This is a genomic window from uncultured Shimia sp. (genome assembly GCF_947493595.1).
Classification (GTDB): Bacteria; Pseudomonadota; Alphaproteobacteria; order Rhodobacterales; family Rhodobacteraceae; genus Shimia.
This window is the reverse complement of record NZ_CANLRL010000002.1, coordinates 180,860-197,703: the sequence shown is the minus strand read 5'-3', so window position 1 is coordinate 197,703 and position 16,844 is coordinate 180,860. Positions and strand designations below refer to the sequence as shown.

The following is a 16,844-nucleotide window of genomic DNA, read 5'->3' as shown; positions in this document are numbered from 1 at the left end:
GCGATGCAAGACGTTGCTGACATCCTAGATCGCCAGCTGCTGGATGATTGGCAGCGCGATTTTCCAATTGTGTCCAAACCTTTTGCCGAACTGGCGAAGAGCTTGGGTACAAGTGAAGCCGACGTGCTGGAGCGCCTGATCGCGCTGCGCAACGAAGGCCGTATCACCCGCGTGGGTGCCACCTGCGCGCCCAACACGCTCTCCGCCTCCACTTTGGCGGCCGTCGCCGCGCCACAAGGGCGCGTGGAAGAAGTGGCCGCCATCATCAATCAAGAACCGGGCGTCAACCATTCCTATGAGCGGGAAAACCACTGGAACCTCTGGTTTGTGGCAACCGGCTCCGATCGCGACGCGGTGGATGATCTGCTGGACCGCATTGCACAGCGCACCGGCCTGCGGGTGATGGACTTACGCCTGAGACAGCCGTTTAACATTGATCTTGGCTTTAAAATGACCTCCGGCGGCGCCCCCATTTGTCATCCCGCCAAACGCACGGCTGATCCCTCTGCAATTGTTGAGGGTGACAAGGCGCTGATGAATATCTTGTCTATTGGCATGCCGTTGACCGAAGCGCCGTATAAGGTCATCGCGGATCAACTGCATCGCAGTGAGAGCGACGTGATGGAGCGCGTTGCCGCATTGACTGAAGCGGGTATCCTGTCCCGCCTTGGTGTGATTGTACGGCACCGGACTTTGGGTTGGAAATCCAATGCCATGGTGGTCTGGAAGTTGCCTCAGGACCAGGTGAAAGCAGCGGGCAAACAATTGGCCGCGCTGCCAGGCATCACGCTGTGTTATGAGCGTCGCCCGGTGCCGGATGTCTGGCCCTACCGGCTTTATTGCATGATCCACGCGCAATCGCGTGCAGATGCTCTGGCGGTATTGGCCAAAGCCGAAGTGCTTTCAGAGCTGCAAGACGTGGATCACGAAGTCCTCTTCTCCACTCGCTGTTTTCGCCAAAAAGGCGCGGTGATCGACCAAGCCAAAGGGGTGCCCGCATGAGCCAGCTAGATGACATCGACCGTGCGCTGGTAAACGCGCTGCAGGACGATTTACCGCTGACCAACCGGCCATTTCTACCGCTGGCGGAAGAGCTGGGGATCACCGAAGACGAGTTGCTCACCCGCGTAAAATCCATGCGCGAAAGTGGCGTTTTGACCCGCTTTGGTCCCTTCTTTGATGCGGTGCGCATGGGGGGAGCGTTTTGTCTCTGCGCGATGGAAGTGCCGCAGGATCGGTTTGACGAGGTCAACGACCTGGTGAACGCGCACCTTGAAGTGGCCCACAACTATGAGCGCTCCCACAAGCTGAACATGTGGTTTGTGCTTGGCTGTGACACCAAAGCAGGGATTCAGAAAGCTGCTGACAAGATCGAAGGCGAGACTGGCTTGCAGGTCTTCCAGTTCCCCAAACTACAAGAATTTTTCATTGGATTCAGGGTGGCAGCATGAGCATAGACGCAACAGATCGCGCCATTATCGAGGCTCTTCAAGGTGGCCTGCCATTGGTGCCGCAGCCTTATCTTGAGGTGGCACAGAGTCTAAATCTGGAAGAAAGCGAACTCACTGACCGGCTTGCCGCGATGAAAGAAAGTGGCGCCATCCGCCGTATCGCCGCTGCGCCGAACCACTACAAGCTGGGTATGACTGCCAATGGCATGACCGTCTGGGATGTGGATGATGCGGTACTCAATGAAGTGGGCCCAAAGATTGGCGCGTTGTCGTTTGTGACCCACAGTTATGAGCGCCCCCGTGCCCTGCCGGATTGGCCATACAACCTCTTTGCTATGGTGCACGGCTCTTCACGTGAAGAGGTCGAAGAGAAGCGCCAGGAAATTGTCGCCATCCTTGGCGATGCCTTACGCGCTTCCGACACCCTCTATTCCACGCGCATTCTGAAAAAGACCGGCCTCCGGTTGCGCAAGAAAGGAGACTGACCATGTTCCGTCTGACCGAATACATGCATCAGCTCGCCAACCCGACCCCGGTGCGCAAGCGTCGCGGCCCTGGTCCGGTAAAGCCGGTGGTGATCTGGAACCTGACTCGCCGCTGCAATCTGAAATGTCGTCACTGTTACACCGTGTCTGCTGATGTGAATTTTCCCGGCGAGCTGAGCGAGGCACAGGCGTTTGAAACGCTTGAAGACCTCGGCCAATTCCGCGTGCCGGCGATCATCCTGTCCGGCGGTGAACCTCTGGACAGTCCGTATCTCTTCCCTCTGGCCAAGCGGGCACGCAAACTGACCCGTGTGTTGGCGCTCTCGACCAATGGCACCAAGATTCATGGCGAGACAGCGGATCAAGTGGCCGAGATTGGGTTCAACTATGTAGGCATTTCCATTGATGGCATTGGCGAGACCAACGATTGGTTCCGGGGTGTGGATGGGGCGTTTGACGACGCAGTGCGCGGTGTGCGCGAGCTAAAGAAACGCAATGTGCGTGTTGGCCTGCGCTTCTGCCTGACCGAAGGAACCCAACATCATCTGCCGGATCTTCTGAAACTCTGTGACGATGAAGGTGTCGACAAATTCTACCTCTCTCACCTGGTGTATGCTGGCCGTGGCGACAAGAACCGCGGTGAAGATGCGCATCATTTGATGACCCGCAAGGGTATGGATCTGTTGCTGGAGCGCGCCTGGGAATCGGCCAATGGAGGTCGGGAACTCGATATCGTGACCGGCAACAACGATGCTGACGCAGGATACTTCCTGCAATGGGCCAAAGAGCGCTTTTCGGCTGATTTGGTCTCTAATCTACGTGATCATTTGGTGGCCTGGGGCGGAAATTCCTCCGGTCTCGGCGTCGCCAATATCGACTTCTTGGGCAAGGTGCACCCGGACACCTATTGGTCCGACTACACTGTGGGCAATGTGAAAACGACACCGTTTTCCGAGCTTTGGACCGGCGAGGACCAAATGCTGGCCACGTTGCGCACTCGTCCACGCCCACTTGAGGGGCGCTGTGGTGCCTGCCCGATCAAAGACGTCTGCGGCGGCAACACCCGTATTCGCGCACTGCAAGTGACCGGCAACCCCTGGGCCGAAGATCCGGCCTGCTACCTCACAAACCAAGAGATTGGCATCGAAGATGCCGATCGTCTCGAAGTCACCCCCTTCCGAGGAAAAAGCAATGACCCGAAACACCAGTTCTTTTAAAACCGCGCTGCTCGCAACCGTGGTTGCGGGTCTGCCTTTTGTCTCGCAGGCCGACCCAATTGAGGATTACAAAAACCTCTGTGCCGATTGTCACGGTGAAAACCGGCTTGGTGCCCAAGGCCCCGCCCTGATACCGGAAACCCTCAAGCGCATGCGCGGCCCCAAAATCGAGGCTGTGATCCGTGATGGCCGTGTGGCTACCCAGATGCCGGGTTACACCGAAGAGTTGGACGATGCAGCGATAGCAGAGCTTGCCGCCTTTCTAAAAACACCACTGGAGGTGATCCCTCCTTGGGGTGACGCGGAGATCATGGCGAGCCGTGTGATGGACGAAGATTATGCGCCGGTTGATAGTCCCGTCTGGACGTCTGATCCGATGAACATAACCTTGGCGGTGGAAACCGGCGATCACCATGTGTCGGTGCTCGATGGCGACACCTTTGAAGTGCTGGATCGCTTTGAAACACCTTTCGCCGTGCATGGCGGGCCAAAGTTCACACCCGATGGCAAGTTTGTCTTCATCATGTCGCGTGACGGCTGGGTGCAGAAATATGATATCTACGCACTGAAACAGGTTGGCCGCGTACGCGCTGGCTTGAACAGCCGCAATATCGCCATGTCCGGAGATGGTAAATGGCTCGCTGTGGCAAACTACCTGCCCAACACATTGACCATCCTGTCCACCGAAGATCTTTCGGTAGCCGAAGTGCATGATGTTGTGGGCAAAGACGGCACGCCAAGCCGGATTGCCGCTGTCTATCAGGCCCCACCACGGGAAAGCTTTGTTCTGGCGCTGAAAGATGTGCCGGAAATTTGGGAAGTGTCTTATTCCAAATATCCGGACCTGAATATCTTCGCGGGCGGTTTGGCGCATGACTACCGCATCGAAGGCCCAGTGCCGCAAGATACCGACTTCCCGGTGCGCAAGATCAGCACGCCGGATTATATGGACGACTTCTTTTTTGACCAGTCCTACGAATACGTCATGGGCGCGTCCCGCAAAGGCGAGGGTGGTCTGGTGATGGATCTGGTGATTGGCCAGAAGGAGGCTGATCTCGACCTGCCCGGCATGCCGCATCTTGGCTCCGGCATCACTTGGGAGTGGAACGGCACCACGGTGATGGCCACGCCGCACCTCAAAGATGGCATGGTGTCGGTGATCGACATGGAAAGCTGGCAGACCGTGAAGAAGATCAAGACCGAAGGTCCGGGCTTCTTCATGCGCTCGCATAAGAATTCGCCCTACGTCTGGGTCGATGTGTTCTTCGGCCCCAACAAGGACAAAATGCATGTGATCGACAAGCAGACCTTGGAGATCGTGAAAACCCTGCGACCGGAGCCGGATGCCACGGTGGCCCATGTGGAGTTCACCAAAGACGGCAGCCATGCGCTGGTGTCGATCTGGGAGAACGACGGCGCGGTGATTGTTTATGACGCCAAGACGCTCGAAGAGATCAAGCGCCTGCCGATGAACAAGCCTTCCGGCAAATACAACGTCTGGAACAAGATCACCTTCGAAGAAGGCACCAGCCACTAAGCCAGCTCGAAAGGAGCCCGCTATGACACAGTTTGACGCCCTTATTGTCGCGCATGGTCAACCTTCTGCACCGGAGGAGGCAGAGGCTTCACTTGAGACATTTTTGGCTGAGTTAGAGTCTAGAATATCCGGCATATCGATTGGGTCGGCCACCTTGGCCGCGCCTGGAACGCTGGAAGAAAAACTGGCGCAGCTTCGCCCCAACGGCGCGATTTATCCACTGTTCATGACAGATGGATGGTTTGTGAAAACCAACCTCGCCAAGCGCTTGGGCGACGCATCTGTGACCATGATGTCCCCATTTGGCATGACGGAAGGTTTGGCTGCACGCACCGCCGAAGCAATCAAGACCTGTTGTGGGTTTGGCAAAGGCCCGCTTTTGGTGGTGGCACATGGATCTGCCAGTGGGCGCATAGCGCCGGCGCAGGTGCCGCTGGAGTTCACCCGTCAACTCCAAGATGCGCTGGATGGATACCCTGTGCAGCTTGGCTTCATCGAACAAGAACCGCTTCTCACGGATGTGGCGCAGGCCGCGCCAGAGGCGGCCATGTGTTTGCCGTTCTTTGCCATGGAGGGGGAACATGTGCGCAAAGACGTGCGCAAGGCGCTTGATACTGCCGGATTCACTGGAGACTTGCTGCCAAGCATCAGCTATCTGCCAGGGATGCACGAGGTAATATCAGAGTCTATTTTAGCAGAAATTGCCAAGCTTGATGCCAAAAACGCGGCGTAGGATCAGCCGCGTATAAAGCTCAGCATGGCGTCAGGATTGGCGGGCACCGCCTCCGCCAGATCCCCGACAAAGGCGTCAAATCCTGCGCGCGTGGCGTCACCGGCGCCCAATCCAACCAGCACCGGAATGCCCTTTTCCAAAGCATCCGCAATGGCGTGGCGAAATCCGCGGCCTTCGGCCTCTTCAGGGCCAAATTTGTTGAGCAAGAAGGCATCTGCCTTTGCACCGCCGGTTTGATCCACGGCAGCCACGGCTTCGGCTATAGCTTCGGGGTTGAGGCGACAGCCTTGAGACTCTTTGCCCAGCGATTGAGTGATGCGAATGCTGCGCCCGTCTGACAGCACCCGTACATCCATGTCGCAATGATGGCTGCCCTCAGGTTGTGTCTGCAACACTTTCACAATGCCGTTGAGGCGGTATCCCTCCGCCTCCAGTGTGGCTGCGGTTTCAGACATCAAGCGGTCGGTTTCCCCGCGGCCGGGCGCGGAGATATAGCCTATGCGCATCATGGTTTCCCTTTATTAGTCTCTATTGAGCCGCCATGGGCACGCGGGCCACTTCGCATTGGCTCCAGAGTGCCTCCAGCGCTTGCAGCAAGTGGTCGATATCTGCGTCGCTGTGCACCGGCGACGGTGTGATGCGCAGTCGTTCGGTGCCTTTTGGCACGGTTGGGTAGTTGATTGGTTGAATGTACACGCCATAGTCCCGCATTAGCGTGTCGGAGATGAATTTGCATTTCACTGGGTCACCGACCATCACCGGAATGATGTGAGAGGGGTTCGGGATGTGAGGAATGCCCATGGCGTCCAATCCGGCGCGCACTTTTGCAACACGCTCTTTTTGGCTGTCGCGCTCTACATTGGAGGCTTTCAGATGCTGCACCGAAGCCCTCGCGCCGGCAGCCACAGCTGGGGGCAGGGCGGTGGTGAAGATAAATCCACTGGCAAAACTGCGCACAAAGTCACAAAGCTCTGCACTGGCCGCGATATAGCCGCCAACAACGCCGTAGGCTTTGCCCAACGTGCCTTCGATCACGGTCAGGCGATCCATCAGCCCTTCACGTTCAGCAATGCCCCCGCCGCGTGGTCCGTAGAGGCCAACGGCGTGCACTTCATCAAGGTAAGTCATGGCGCCGTATTTATCCGCCAGATCACAAATCTCTTTGATGGGGGCAATGTCGCCGTCCATCGAATACACACTCTCAAACGCAATCAGCTTGGGCGCGTCCGGATCTGCCGCTGCCAGCTTGGCTTCGAGGTCTTCCAGGTCATTGTGTTTCCAGATCACCCGTGCTGCCTTGGAATGGCGAATGCCCTCAATCATCGAGGCGTGGTTCAGGGCGTCGGAAAATACAATGCAGTCCGGAATTTGGCTCGCCAAAGTGCCCAATGCGGCCCAGTTAGAGACATAGCCAGAGGTGAAAAGCAGAGCGGCATCTTTCCCATGCAAATCCGCCAGCTCTGCCTCCAGGAGCACATGCTCATGCGTGGTGCCCGAAATATTACGTGTCCCGCCGGCACCAGCGCCCACGGTATCAAGCGCGGTGTGCATGGCCGCCAAAACACCCGGATTCTGCCCCATGCCAAGGTAGTCGTTAGAGCACCAGATGGTGACTTCGCCGCTGCTGTCGTCACTGGTGTGATTGGCGCGCGGGAAATTACCACGTTTGCGCGCGAGGTCCGCAAACACACGGTAGTTGCCATCGTCCCGCAGAGCATCGAGACGGGTTGTGAAATATGCCTGGTAGTCCATCGGACATCCTCCGGTAGATTCTGGGTTGGCTTATTGAACCGTATCGAACCGCGCTTTCGCATGACCTTTGTCAAGCGTATCCCATTTTGTTTGGGCGCTCACATGTGTCGCATTGAGAAGGTGAAAAGACCAACCGCCTGCTGCCTGGTCAAGAGACAGCGTTCGGCCCCGACATGTATGAAAACTCCATACATCAAGGCGGTTGGCCTGTGGGCGAAACACGCCCGGGCGTGATGCTTGCCGCCTCTGGCCTCACCCAAGAACAGAGGCAACACATTCACTGAGGCCGAATTCAATGGCAGGGACAAGGGGACGCGAATACCCTTGCCGGGTGAACCTGTGCCTGTTGTGACATGGTCAATGCGCCGCGAACTTAACAACGGTCAAGACCCGGCGTTTTTCTCGCCTAAAGCCTTAAAAATATGAAGGAATGATGCTTGTGACATGCAGCTATTTGTCATGGAGTGCGGCGCCCAAGAAAAGCAAAACACCAAACCCGAGGGTGGGTCTGGTGTCTGCTGGGTCGTGGCCTATCCGGGGGAGGGAGGGGCGGCTGAATGGGTCAGCCTAGGGTGGCCACGTCAGGGTCTGGTGTCTGCGTCTTTGTCGGCGGCGTCTTCGGCTTCATCAATCAGCCCGCGAATCCAACGGCCGGATAACCAGGCAAAGGGAATGCCCAAAACAATGCCGCCGTAGATCGCTTGTTTGGTTGAGATCGCCTCAACACCAATGGCCTGCAGCATCAGAAACAGAAAGAACAGGTTCACATAAGCGGCCCCCGCAGCAAACGGGTACATCACCAAGGACACTGCCCATACGGGCCATCTGCCGTCTCTATGCTGCGCCATGATGCTCATTTCTTGCGAAAGACCGATCGTTGCACGGCGTAGAGCGCGAGGACCATGGCAACCACGGCGCCTGCCAGCCAGAGCGTGGCGCCGCCAACCGCGTGGGAATGTCCATCAATGACGGCTTCACGCAGCGGCGTGTGATCGTGGTGGGCGAAGGCGGGTGAGGCCAAGACCCCAGCCAGAATGGCCAGAGGGAACCTGTTCATAAGAAGACTCCTGTTATGTTCTGGGAGCACTTTAGCGACTCGGCAGGGGGCTTTGTTTGACCATGGTCAAGCCGGATCACATTCCAAATGGGAGCGCATAAAGCAGCAGAGCCAGACCAAGAAACCCAATCAGGATCATCGTAAAGCCACGCTTAAATGTAGGCGCGTCGCGCAGGCCAAGATAGTCGGACAGGATGATCCGGGATTTAAGCCCGGCCAGAAATAGCACAGACGTTACGAAGACTGGTCCGGCCTCTGGCAGTACACCGGCAAACACGGTTGTGGCAAAAGACAGGGCGATCAGAAGCAGCCAGGCACGGGTCAGAATTGTGATCATCAGTGCACCAGATAGATAATGGGGAAGAGCAGAATCCAGATCAGATCCACCATGTGCCAAAAAGCGGTGCCCGCCTCCAGATTGCGCGGTGTATGCCAGCGCATCAGCAGGCCAAAGATCACCAATCCCGCCACCACATGTAGCGCGTGAAATCCTGTGAGGAGGTAGTAAAACGTGAAAAAGTCACTGGTCTCAATACCGATGCCCAAACGGGCTTTTTCGGCGTATTCGAGCCACTTTACGACCAAAAACACCACGCCAAAAACAATGGCGCCTGTAAGCCAAAGCCGCATGTGTCGCGCCGAATGTACAGCCCGCGCCGCGCAGTATCCGCTGGTGACCAACACAATGGTGTTGGCGGCTCCAGCTACGCGGTTGAGCTCTGCCTGATCTGCGGCAAAGCCAACCGGGTCCATGGCGCGCATGCCGAGGAAGGCCAAAAGACCTGCGCCAAACACCAAAAGTTCGGACACAATCAGTACCCAGATCATCAAGTCACCGGGCAGCTCGTCTAAAACTGAGGTCTGATCACTCATGCGCCGCCTGTGATCTGGCGGTAGATCTCCGGCAGGGCTGCGGTCAATCGAGTAGGATCTGGCACCACAGAGAAGCCGTCGGTGCCAAATATCCGCTGCACCCAACCTTGGCCCTTTTGATCGACCACAACCCCATGCACCGCATGTCCTCGACGACGGGCCTCGCGCACCGCCATGCGGCTATCCTCAATGCCGTGACGCCCTTCGTAGTGGTCTAGATCATTGGGCTTGCCATCGGTGATTACCAGCAGCAGGCGACGAGAGTTGGGCCGATCGTCCAGCCCTGCTGCCGCGTGCCGAACAGCCGCACCAAGGCGTGTGTAAAACGCCGGGTTCAATCCGCCGATGCGCGCCTCAACTTTGGCGCTCATGGTTTCATCAAACTCTTTGCAGGTCTGCACATAGACCCGGTCACGTTTGAGGGACGAGAAACAGTTGATGGCAAAATCGTCACTACAGGCATTGAGCCCCCAGGCCAAAGCGGTTAGCGCTTCGCGTTCCACCTCGATCACCGAGCGGTCGCCAATGGCGGATTCAGTGGAGCGCGAGATGTCCATCAGCACAGAAATCGCCAGATCCCGGTCCATGACTTTGGCGGCGCGATACACGCGGTCACTAGAGCGACCCGTCGCGCGCAACTCTACTTGGGCGGCAATTGCGGCCTCAAGGTCCAGCTCATCCCCATCAAGCTGACGAGGCAGGATCACCCGCTTGGGGCGCAGCGCCTCAAACTGGCGTTTCACGGCGCGGATACGCCGTTCCGCAGCCGGATCATGTTCCAACGCTTCAACCTCATCCGCCACGCTGGCCAAAACCCGCGCGTGGTTGGGGATGTAAGCCCCTTTTCGGTGGTCCCATTCCGGATACATGTGTTTGCCGGACAATTGCTCCCGCTCGGCATCCTCAGGCGACAGATCTAGGTGAAACTTCAGCCGCGTGGCGGTCTTTTTGGAAATCTGCCCAAGCGCCAATTCGTCCTGATCATCCGCGGCCCGACGGGCGTTGTCTTCGTCGTCATCCTCCACTCGCCGGTTCATGTTGAGACTCTCAACCCAGCTAAAGATGGCTTCAAACTTGTGCAGGATCAGGCTGTCACGCCGTTCAGCAAGGTCACTTTCAGATCGACGCGCGGCCTTTGTGCCTTCAGCCTCGTCTCCCTGTCCCTCGCCTTGTTCTTCGCTTTCAGGCAGACGGTCCACGGCTGCGCGATTTGCCATTGGCCGCAAATCTGGCCACATCGGAATCGACTGAAAAGGACGGTATCCATGCGGTGCCGTGATTTCATCCAGGGATGCTTCGGGTTGGCGGATCAACATGATGAACTCGGCGGCCAGACTGTTTGTCGGCTCCGGGCCACCCAAAAGATGATCAATTGCCGCTTCGAGGGCTCTTTCATATCTGGGGAGCTGTGTGGTTGGTCGTTGTGACCGACACGCGCCAACAAGGGTCTCATAAAACCCACGCAGGCCCGGGCAGTCTTTCAAGGTCTCCTGCGTCATCGCAATGGAGGCTTGCAGCGCGCGCAGATCTGCCCGCAGCGGGTCGTCTTCTTTGACTGGCTCAGGCGCGTGGGCAACCGACGCCACCAGCCAGAAATACAACGCCGCATTGGCCTCGCGGGCTGGGAATTCTGCGATGTGCTCTGGGAGGCGCAACGCCTCACCATCAAAACTTGGGCGGGCTTCGCGCTCACGCCATGTGCCCAACGTCCGGCGCCATGACAGGCGGTGGTTGGATACTTTCAGTGTGGCGGGTTTGATTTCCGCGCCGTGCGAGCCGCCAAGCCCGCGAAAAAAGACACCAAGTCGGCCGGAAACATCTTCCAGCGCCACGGCGGCATCCTCATGGGTGTCGCGGGCGTCCAGTCGGCTGGCAAAGGTATGCCACAGCTTCCCAACGGTCTCTTCTGGTTCAAAAATATCGAATTCATGTTCGGACATGGGGCACCTCGGGTGATTAGGTAACGTCCTGGAAAGAAAAACAGCGACCGACCGTACTGGGTGGCCGGTCGCTGCCGAGGGCGGTTAAGCACTAGAGGGACGCTTAACCGTATATCGCAGTGACCAGATCCATCAGGCCACGTTTGACGTCTTCGTCATCGGTCAGCGGCTCGATCATGGCAGTGCGGATGGCGCGCTCAACGGACATGCCGTCAGCAATCAATGTCGCACAATAGATTACAAGGCGGGTCGACACGCCTTCTTCCAGATCCTGACCCTTCAGGCCGCGCAGCTTGTTGGCCAAACGGACAAGTGCGGTCACACGATCTGTGTCCAAGCCGGTCTCGTGCTCAACAATGTCAATTTCCCGGTCTTGTGCTGGGAAATCAAAATCAATCGACAGGAAACGCTGACGGGTGGACGGCTTCAGAGTCTTCAGGATGTTCTGATAGCCGGGGTTGTAGCTGGCCACGAGCATGAAGCCCGGGGCCGCTTCGATTTCTTCGCCGGTTTTGTCTAACGGCAGGATGCGACGATCATCTGTGAGCGGGTGCAACACAACGGTCACGTCTTTGCGGGCTTCGACAACCTCATCCAGGTAACAGATCGCCCCTTCGCGCACCGCGCGTGTCAAAGGACCATCCACCCAAACAGTTTCTCCACCTTTCAGCAGGTAGCGACCGACAAGGTCCGCCGCAGAAAGGTCGTCGTGGCAGGCAATGGTATAAAGTGGGCGGCCAAGTTTGGCAGCCATATGGGCGACAAAGCGTGTCTTACCGCAACCGGTAGGCCCCTTCAGAAGCAGCGGCAGCCCATGGCGTTCAGCGGCTTCAAAGACATCACATTCATCAGAGACGGGTGAGTAGAAGGGGGCTTTCGCCCCCTCCGTGGTTTTTTCAACAGCAGCCATAATCAGGCTCCTTCACTTTTGGCTTCAGCGCCGCGTGCGATGATCTCTTTACGAGGTGCCAGCTGCGCATAGATGAACAGGATGGCGCCGACCACAACACAGAGACCAGAGCCCCAGCGCATCAGGTAGAACAGGTTGAGACCTTCTTGGATGTCCATGAAGTTTTCGCCCATGACGCGCTGCAGGTGTGTTTGCACAGTGCCCGCAAAGGTCAGAACAAAGGTCATGAACGCCATCCCACCGGTCATCAGCCAGAAGCTCACCATATTGAGTACCTGATTGTAGGGGTCCCGGTTGGTCAGGATTGGGAAGGCGTAGGTGAAGATCGCCAGGTTCACTGCCACATAGGCGCCGTAGAAGGCCAAGTGACCGTGGGCCGCGGTGATCTGTGTGCCGTGGGTGTAGTAGTTCACACCGTGCAGCGTGTGCAGGAAGCCCCAGACACCGGCCCCAAAGAAGGCCACGGTGGCTGCACCCAATGCCCAAAGCAGCGCCGCTTTGTTTGGGTGGTCACGTTTGCCTTTCCACACCATGACAAAGCTGAAGCTCATCATTGCGAAGAACGGGATCACCTCAAGCGAGGAGAAGACGGAGCCAATCCACTGCCAGTAACCGGGCAGACCGATCCAGTAGTAGTGGTGACCTGTACCAAGGATACCAGAGAACAGCGCGGTGGCGACAATGATGTAGAGCCACTTTTCGATGATCTCACGGTCCACACCAGTCAGCTTCAGCAGCAGATAGGCCAGGATCGACGCCATCACCAGTTCCCAAGTACCTTCCACCCATAGGTGAACGATGTACCACCAGAACATTTTGTCCAGTGCCAGGTTGGCAGGGTTATAGAAAGCAAACAGCCACAACAGCGACAGGCCCCAAAGACCCAGAAGCAGCACGTTGGTGATCGCGGTTTTCCGGCCCTGCAACACAGTCATTGTGATGTTGAACAGGAAGATCAGCGCCGCAACCAGAATGCCCAGTTTGACCCAGACAGGTTGCTCGATGAACTCGCGACCTTCTTTGCCCAGCAGCCAGTTGCCTTCAAACAGGTTGAACACATAGGTGACCACAACACCGGCGGTGCCGAGCAGCAGGATGATCAGCTGCAGATAGGCCAGTTTGGGGGAATAGATTTCCCGTTCCGCTTCTTCCGGTACAAGGAAGTAGGCGGCACCAAAGAAGCCCAGCAGCAACCACACAACCAATGAGTTGGTGTGCAGCATCCGGACAATGTTGAACGGCAGCAGCTCGGACAGGAAGTTCGGGCTGACATAAATCCAGCCGGCGATTAACCCGCCGGTGACTTGCACAGCGAACAGGATCATGGCCGCTAGGAAGTACCAGTAGGCAATTTTTTGAGTTTGATATTTCATCTCTTGTCTCCTCGTCCGGCCTTAGCCCGCCTCGTTGGGCGGCCAACCCTGCGCATCGATCCCGTTCACCCAAATGAAGAAATCAGTCAGGTCACGAAGCTCGTCGTCGCTCAGGTTGAATTGCGGCATCTGACGACGCCCTTCGATGCCGGTTGGTTGGGACTCCATCCAGGCTTTCATGATTTCGAAAGCGGTTTCAGGATCGTCGTCCACGCCCCACCGGGCCATCACATTTTGTAGTTCCGGGGCGAAGTAGGCACCTTCCCCCATCAATGTGTGGCAGTTGATACATGCGTGTTTTTCCCACACATGTTTGCCACGGGCTACGCTGTCCGTCAGTTCGGCATGTGCAGTCGATTTGGTAACAACGTACCGCACCGAATGCGCCGACAAGATCAAAAAGACCACAATGAAGAACAGCGAGCCGCCATAGAACACGTTTCGTGCCATGGTCTTGGTCATGACTTCTCGCATATCGGCCTCCAGCTCAGTTATCCATTTTTGGGCATAGAGCCTTGCTTCGGCCAGACGATTGACAATTGTTAAGGGCACCCTAGATTTCCAAAGTCGGCGTAAGAACCATCGCGGTTTGAGATGGCGGGCTTCTCGTGAAAATCTTTTTGAATTAAATGGTTGTCTTGATTTGTGTACTCAAAAGCGGCATCTGAGATACCTTATTTTCAACGGTCCATTTGAGACAACGTCTGAGCCAAGTTTGCCTCCTATCACCTTGCCATGTGCGGGATTCGGTTTGATAAATTCCTGTGCTGCGGAGCGCATTTGACTGCCGTCACATGGCCATAGATTGTGCCACGGCAATCAGGTTAAGCTGCTGGAGATTTTTATCATGAAAGGCGTATCATGCCCCGTTTTGTACTGTCCGCCGCGGCCCATTTGATTGCCAATGCCGTTGGTTTGATCCTCGCGAATATATTGCTACCCGGCTTCTCAATCGGCTTTCTCGGCGTCGTGATTGTCACGTTGGTGTTTACCGTGGTCTCTGTCGTGCTTTTGCCGATCATCCGCAAAGTATCGGAGAAAAAGCTGCCGGAGCTTCTGGGAGGATTGTCCTTGGTCGTAACTTTTGCCGGCCTGCTGATCACCGAAATGCTGGTCAGTGACTTTACAATCGGCGGCATTGCCAACCTACTGGCGGCCACCCTGATTGTCTGGTTGGGCGCGCTGATTGCAGGGGTGCTTTTGCCTAAGTACCTGTTTCCATCCCTCGCGAAGCCAAAAGCGCTAACTTAAAGTTTGCCTAAAATTTTTCACATTTGAGCGCCAATTGCGCCTCGATCAACGATCAGTTTCCATTCTGTAAACAATCAGAAAGGAACTGACACATGGCACATGCAGACATCGGCGGCGCAATGATCGACGCGCCTGTTCTCGACATTCTGACCCGCGAAAAGAACAATTCTCTGAGCGCGCGGGAATGGAAATTCCGTCTGGCAGGCTACGGCTATGCCATCAAAGATGTGGCGGGCGCACAGGTGGTGACCAAACTGCCCCAAGGTACCGAAATTGGTGTGCTTCCCGCGCACTTCCACTAAGTGGATCTGGTATTTGTAACGATCACTTGAGTTTCTCAAGGCAGCGCCCCGGCTTTGGCCGGGACGCCTTGCATCCCCAAAGCTCTAACGGCCGGGAATTTGATCCCGACGGGAATAATCCTGCCAGTTATTGAGCACGTCCACCGCTTCCTCCGCAGTTTCCACAAACTGGAACAGGTCCAGATCTTCAGCAGAAATTGTGCCCGCGTCGGACAGGGCTTCCCAGTTGATGATTTTCTGCCAGAAGTCTTTGCCAAACAGCAGGAACGGCACCCGCTGCATACGGCCCGTCTGGATCAGCGTCAGCGATTCAAACAGCTCGTCCAAGGTGCCGAAACCTCCCGGGAACACACAGATCGCATTGGCGCGCATCAGGAAGTGCATCTTACGGATCGCAAAATAGTGAAAGTTGAAGCACAGGTCCGGCGTCACATACTCGTTTGGCGCCTGCTCGTGCGGCAGCACAATGTTCAACCCAATCGAACGCCCACCAGCATCCAGCGCACCACGGTTGCCCGCTTCCATCACGCCAGGACCACCACCGGTGACAATCACGTTTTTCTTGCCATCACTGGCCTCGGTCACCAGCTGCGCAAATTTTCGGGTCTCATCGTAAAACCGAGACAGTTCCGCCAGGGTTTCGGTGCGCGCAGTGTCTTTCTTGGATGGCTCCGGAATACGCGCACCACCAAACAGCACCACCGTGCTCTCAATCTCATGTTCGTCCATCGCCAGCTCAGGCTTCAGCAGTTCCAGCTGTAACCGTACCGGGCGCAATTCGGGACGGCACAGGAAATCCTCGTCCGCAAAGGCCAACCGATAAGATGGCGCGCGGGTCTGAGGGGTGTCCGGAACTTGGTTGGCGGTGTGGCGATCAGAGTGGGCATCTGACAGCGGGTGGCGGCGATCATCTTTCATCGTTACTGGTCCTTGCTTGCGCGTTTTTCTTTTGCCTATAGGGTTCGCGGAAACAAAACCAGTGACAGGGATGTGAAAATGGACTGGAGCGCGGAAATCGCAGCGGCGGCAGAGCGGATCAAAGGGCATGTGCTGCGCACCCCGGTGGTGACCGTGGAGAACGGCTTTGGTCTGGATTTTCCGGTGCAGATGAAGCTGGAGCAGATGCAGCACACTGGCACGTTTAAAGCCCGTGGCGCGTTTAACACCTTGCTGTCGTCTGAGGTGCCTGAAGCCGGACTTGTTGCTGCTTCGGGTGGCAACCATGGGGCGGCCGTAGCCTATGCGGCTCACAAATTGGGTCACAAAGCCCGCATCTACGTGCCGGAAATGGCAGGACCTGCCAAAGTGGCTTTGATTCAGGACGCCGGCGCAGACCTCGAAGTGGTGCCGGGGGCTTATGCCGACGCGCTCGACAGAGCGCTGGCGTATGAGGCTGAAACCGGCGCGATGCAGATCCACGCCTATGACGCGCTGGGTACTGTGGGCGGCCAAGGCACCGTGGCGCTGGAATGGGAAGAGCAGGGGCTGGACGCGGACACCGTGATTATCGCTGTAGGTGGCGGCGGGTTAATTGGCGGTTCGATGGGCTGGTTTGATGGCCGCCGGCGGGTGATTGCCGTGGAGCCGGCAACATCTTGCGCGCTCAACGCCGCTCTCAAAGCGGGCGAGCCAGTGGATGTGGAGGTCTCCGGCGTGGCTGCCAACGCGCTGGGCGCCAAGCGCATTGGTCAGATTTGTTTTGACCTCGCGGTCTCCACGGGTGCGGAGTCTGTGCTGGTCACAGATGACGCCATCACCCAAGCGCAGCATGCCTTGTGGCGGGAGCGCCGCCAGCTTGTGGAGCCTGCAGGGGCCACCGCTTTGGCCGCGCTGACATCCGGGGCATACGTGCCCGAACCGGGCGAAAAAGTTGCCGTTTTGGTCTGCGGCGCCAACATTGCGCCGGACCCGTTTGAACAAGCGACATAATGAGCGCGTGACGCCCGCGCTCTATCCCGTTAGA

20 protein-coding genes are annotated in these 16,844 nt (G+C 57.0%); 9 read left to right on the top strand and 11 right to left on the bottom strand.

What is annotated here, in order from left to right:
• The first annotated feature begins 3 nt into the window (after positions 1-3).
• From Q0955_RS06550 to Q0955_RS06525, 6 genes are read left to right on the top strand one after another with little or no spacing between them, the layout of a single operon-like run.
• Entirely contained in the window at positions 4-1,002 is a 999-nt protein-coding gene (locus tag Q0955_RS06550; RefSeq protein WP_299421550.1) for an AsnC family transcriptional regulator, read from the top strand.
• The gene (locus Q0955_RS06545) at positions 999-1,451 is read left to right on the top strand and encodes an AsnC family transcriptional regulator (RefSeq protein ID WP_299421548.1); all 453 of its coding nucleotides are present in this window, start codon (positions 999-1,001) and stop codon (positions 1,449-1,451) included. The genes Q0955_RS06550 and Q0955_RS06545 overlap by 4 nt, the downstream gene beginning before the upstream one ends.
• The gene (locus Q0955_RS06540) at positions 1,448-1,936 is read left to right on the top strand and encodes an Lrp/AsnC family transcriptional regulator (protein WP_299421545.1); all 489 of its coding nucleotides are present in this window, start codon (positions 1,448-1,450) and stop codon (positions 1,934-1,936) included. The genes Q0955_RS06545 and Q0955_RS06540 overlap by 4 nt, the downstream gene beginning before the upstream one ends.
• A 2-nt stretch (positions 1,937-1,938) precedes the next feature.
• Positions 1,939-3,153, top strand: coding sequence for a heme d1 biosynthesis radical SAM protein NirJ (gene nirJ / locus Q0955_RS06535; RefSeq protein ID WP_299421543.1), 1,215 nt, complete (start codon positions 1,939-1,941; stop codon positions 3,151-3,153).
• Positions 3,128-4,690: a nitrite reductase gene (locus Q0955_RS06530; RefSeq protein ID WP_299421540.1), complete on the top strand. Its 1,563-nt coding sequence runs from the start codon at positions 3,128-3,130 to the stop codon at positions 4,688-4,690. Before nirJ ends, Q0955_RS06530 begins: the two co-directional genes overlap by 26 nt.
• A 22-nt stretch (positions 4,691-4,712) precedes the next feature.
• The gene (locus Q0955_RS06525; protein WP_299421537.1) at positions 4,713-5,423 is read left to right on the top strand and encodes a CbiX/SirB N-terminal domain-containing protein; all 711 of its coding nucleotides are present in this window, start codon (positions 4,713-4,715) and stop codon (positions 5,421-5,423) included.
• A gap of 2 nt (positions 5,424-5,425) precedes the next feature.
• Here Q0955_RS06525 and Q0955_RS06520 read toward each other — a convergent pair whose 3' ends face one another.
• From Q0955_RS06520 to Q0955_RS06475, 10 genes are all read right to left on the bottom strand, one after another.
• Positions 5,426-5,929: a DUF2478 domain-containing protein gene (locus Q0955_RS06520; protein WP_299421534.1), complete on the bottom strand. Its 504-nt coding sequence runs from the start codon at positions 5,927-5,929 to the stop codon at positions 5,426-5,428.
• Positions 5,930-5,951: 22 nt separating this feature from the next.
• A complete protein-coding gene (gene hemA / locus Q0955_RS06515) occupies positions 5,952-7,175 on the bottom strand; it encodes a 5-aminolevulinate synthase (RefSeq protein ID WP_299421532.1) in 1,224 nt (407 codons plus the stop codon).
• A gap of 581 nt (positions 7,176-7,756) precedes the next feature.
• The gene (locus Q0955_RS06510; RefSeq protein ID WP_299421529.1) at positions 7,757-8,023 is read right to left on the bottom strand and encodes a hypothetical protein; all 267 of its coding nucleotides are present in this window, start codon (positions 8,021-8,023) and stop codon (positions 7,757-7,759) included.
• Between the two features lie 5 nt (positions 8,024-8,028).
• The gene (locus tag Q0955_RS06505) at positions 8,029-8,232 is read right to left on the bottom strand and encodes a hypothetical protein (protein WP_299421526.1); all 204 of its coding nucleotides are present in this window, start codon (positions 8,230-8,232) and stop codon (positions 8,029-8,031) included.
• Positions 8,233-8,308: 76 nt separating this feature from the next.
• Complete coding sequence (locus tag Q0955_RS06500) at positions 8,309-8,569, bottom strand: cytochrome C oxidase subunit IV family protein (protein WP_299421523.1); 261 nt, start codon at positions 8,567-8,569, stop codon at positions 8,309-8,311.
• Positions 8,569-9,105 (bottom strand): cytochrome c oxidase subunit 3, encoded by a 537-nt coding sequence (locus Q0955_RS06495; RefSeq protein WP_299421521.1) that lies wholly within the window; start codon positions 9,103-9,105, stop codon positions 8,569-8,571. The genes Q0955_RS06500 and Q0955_RS06495 overlap by 1 nt, the downstream gene beginning before the upstream one ends.
• Positions 9,102-11,045: a nitric oxide reductase D protein gene (locus tag Q0955_RS06490; RefSeq protein ID WP_299421518.1), complete on the bottom strand. Its 1,944-nt coding sequence runs from the start codon at positions 11,043-11,045 to the stop codon at positions 9,102-9,104. Before Q0955_RS06490 ends, Q0955_RS06495 begins: the two co-directional genes overlap by 4 nt.
• A 103-nt stretch (positions 11,046-11,148) precedes the next feature.
• Positions 11,149-11,955, bottom strand: a complete 807-nt coding sequence (locus Q0955_RS06485) for a CbbQ/NirQ/NorQ/GpvN family protein (RefSeq protein WP_164643498.1) — start codon at positions 11,953-11,955, stop codon at positions 11,149-11,151.
• 2 nt (positions 11,956-11,957) lie between these two features.
• Positions 11,958-13,328 (bottom strand): cbb3-type cytochrome c oxidase subunit I, encoded by a 1,371-nt coding sequence (locus tag Q0955_RS06480; protein ID WP_299421512.1) that lies wholly within the window; start codon positions 13,326-13,328, stop codon positions 11,958-11,960.
• Positions 13,329-13,349: 21 nt separating this feature from the next.
• Positions 13,350-13,802 (bottom strand): cytochrome c, encoded by a 453-nt coding sequence (locus Q0955_RS06475; RefSeq protein ID WP_164643502.1) that lies wholly within the window; start codon positions 13,800-13,802, stop codon positions 13,350-13,352.
• Between the two features lie 387 nt (positions 13,803-14,189).
• Here Q0955_RS06475 and Q0955_RS06470 point away from each other — a divergent pair, with 387 nt between their 5' ends.
• A complete protein-coding gene (locus Q0955_RS06470; RefSeq protein WP_299421510.1) occupies positions 14,190-14,579 on the top strand; it encodes a phage holin family protein in 390 nt (129 codons plus the stop codon).
• A 92-nt stretch (positions 14,580-14,671) separates the two neighbouring features.
• Positions 14,672-14,881, top strand: a complete 210-nt coding sequence (locus tag Q0955_RS06465) for a hypothetical protein (protein WP_283424573.1) — start codon at positions 14,672-14,674, stop codon at positions 14,879-14,881.
• Positions 14,882-14,965: 84 nt separating this feature from the next.
• Here the strand turns inward: Q0955_RS06465 and Q0955_RS06460 are convergent, their stop codons facing one another.
• Positions 14,966-15,799, bottom strand: coding sequence for a TIGR00730 family Rossman fold protein (locus Q0955_RS06460; protein WP_299421506.1), 834 nt, complete (start codon positions 15,797-15,799; stop codon positions 14,966-14,968).
• 78 nt (positions 15,800-15,877) lie between these two features.
• Here Q0955_RS06460 and Q0955_RS06455 point away from each other — a divergent pair, with 78 nt between their 5' ends.
• A complete protein-coding gene (locus Q0955_RS06455) occupies positions 15,878-16,810 on the top strand; it encodes a threonine/serine dehydratase (RefSeq protein WP_299421504.1) in 933 nt (310 codons plus the stop codon).
• Positions 16,811-16,844 lie beyond the last annotated feature (34 nt).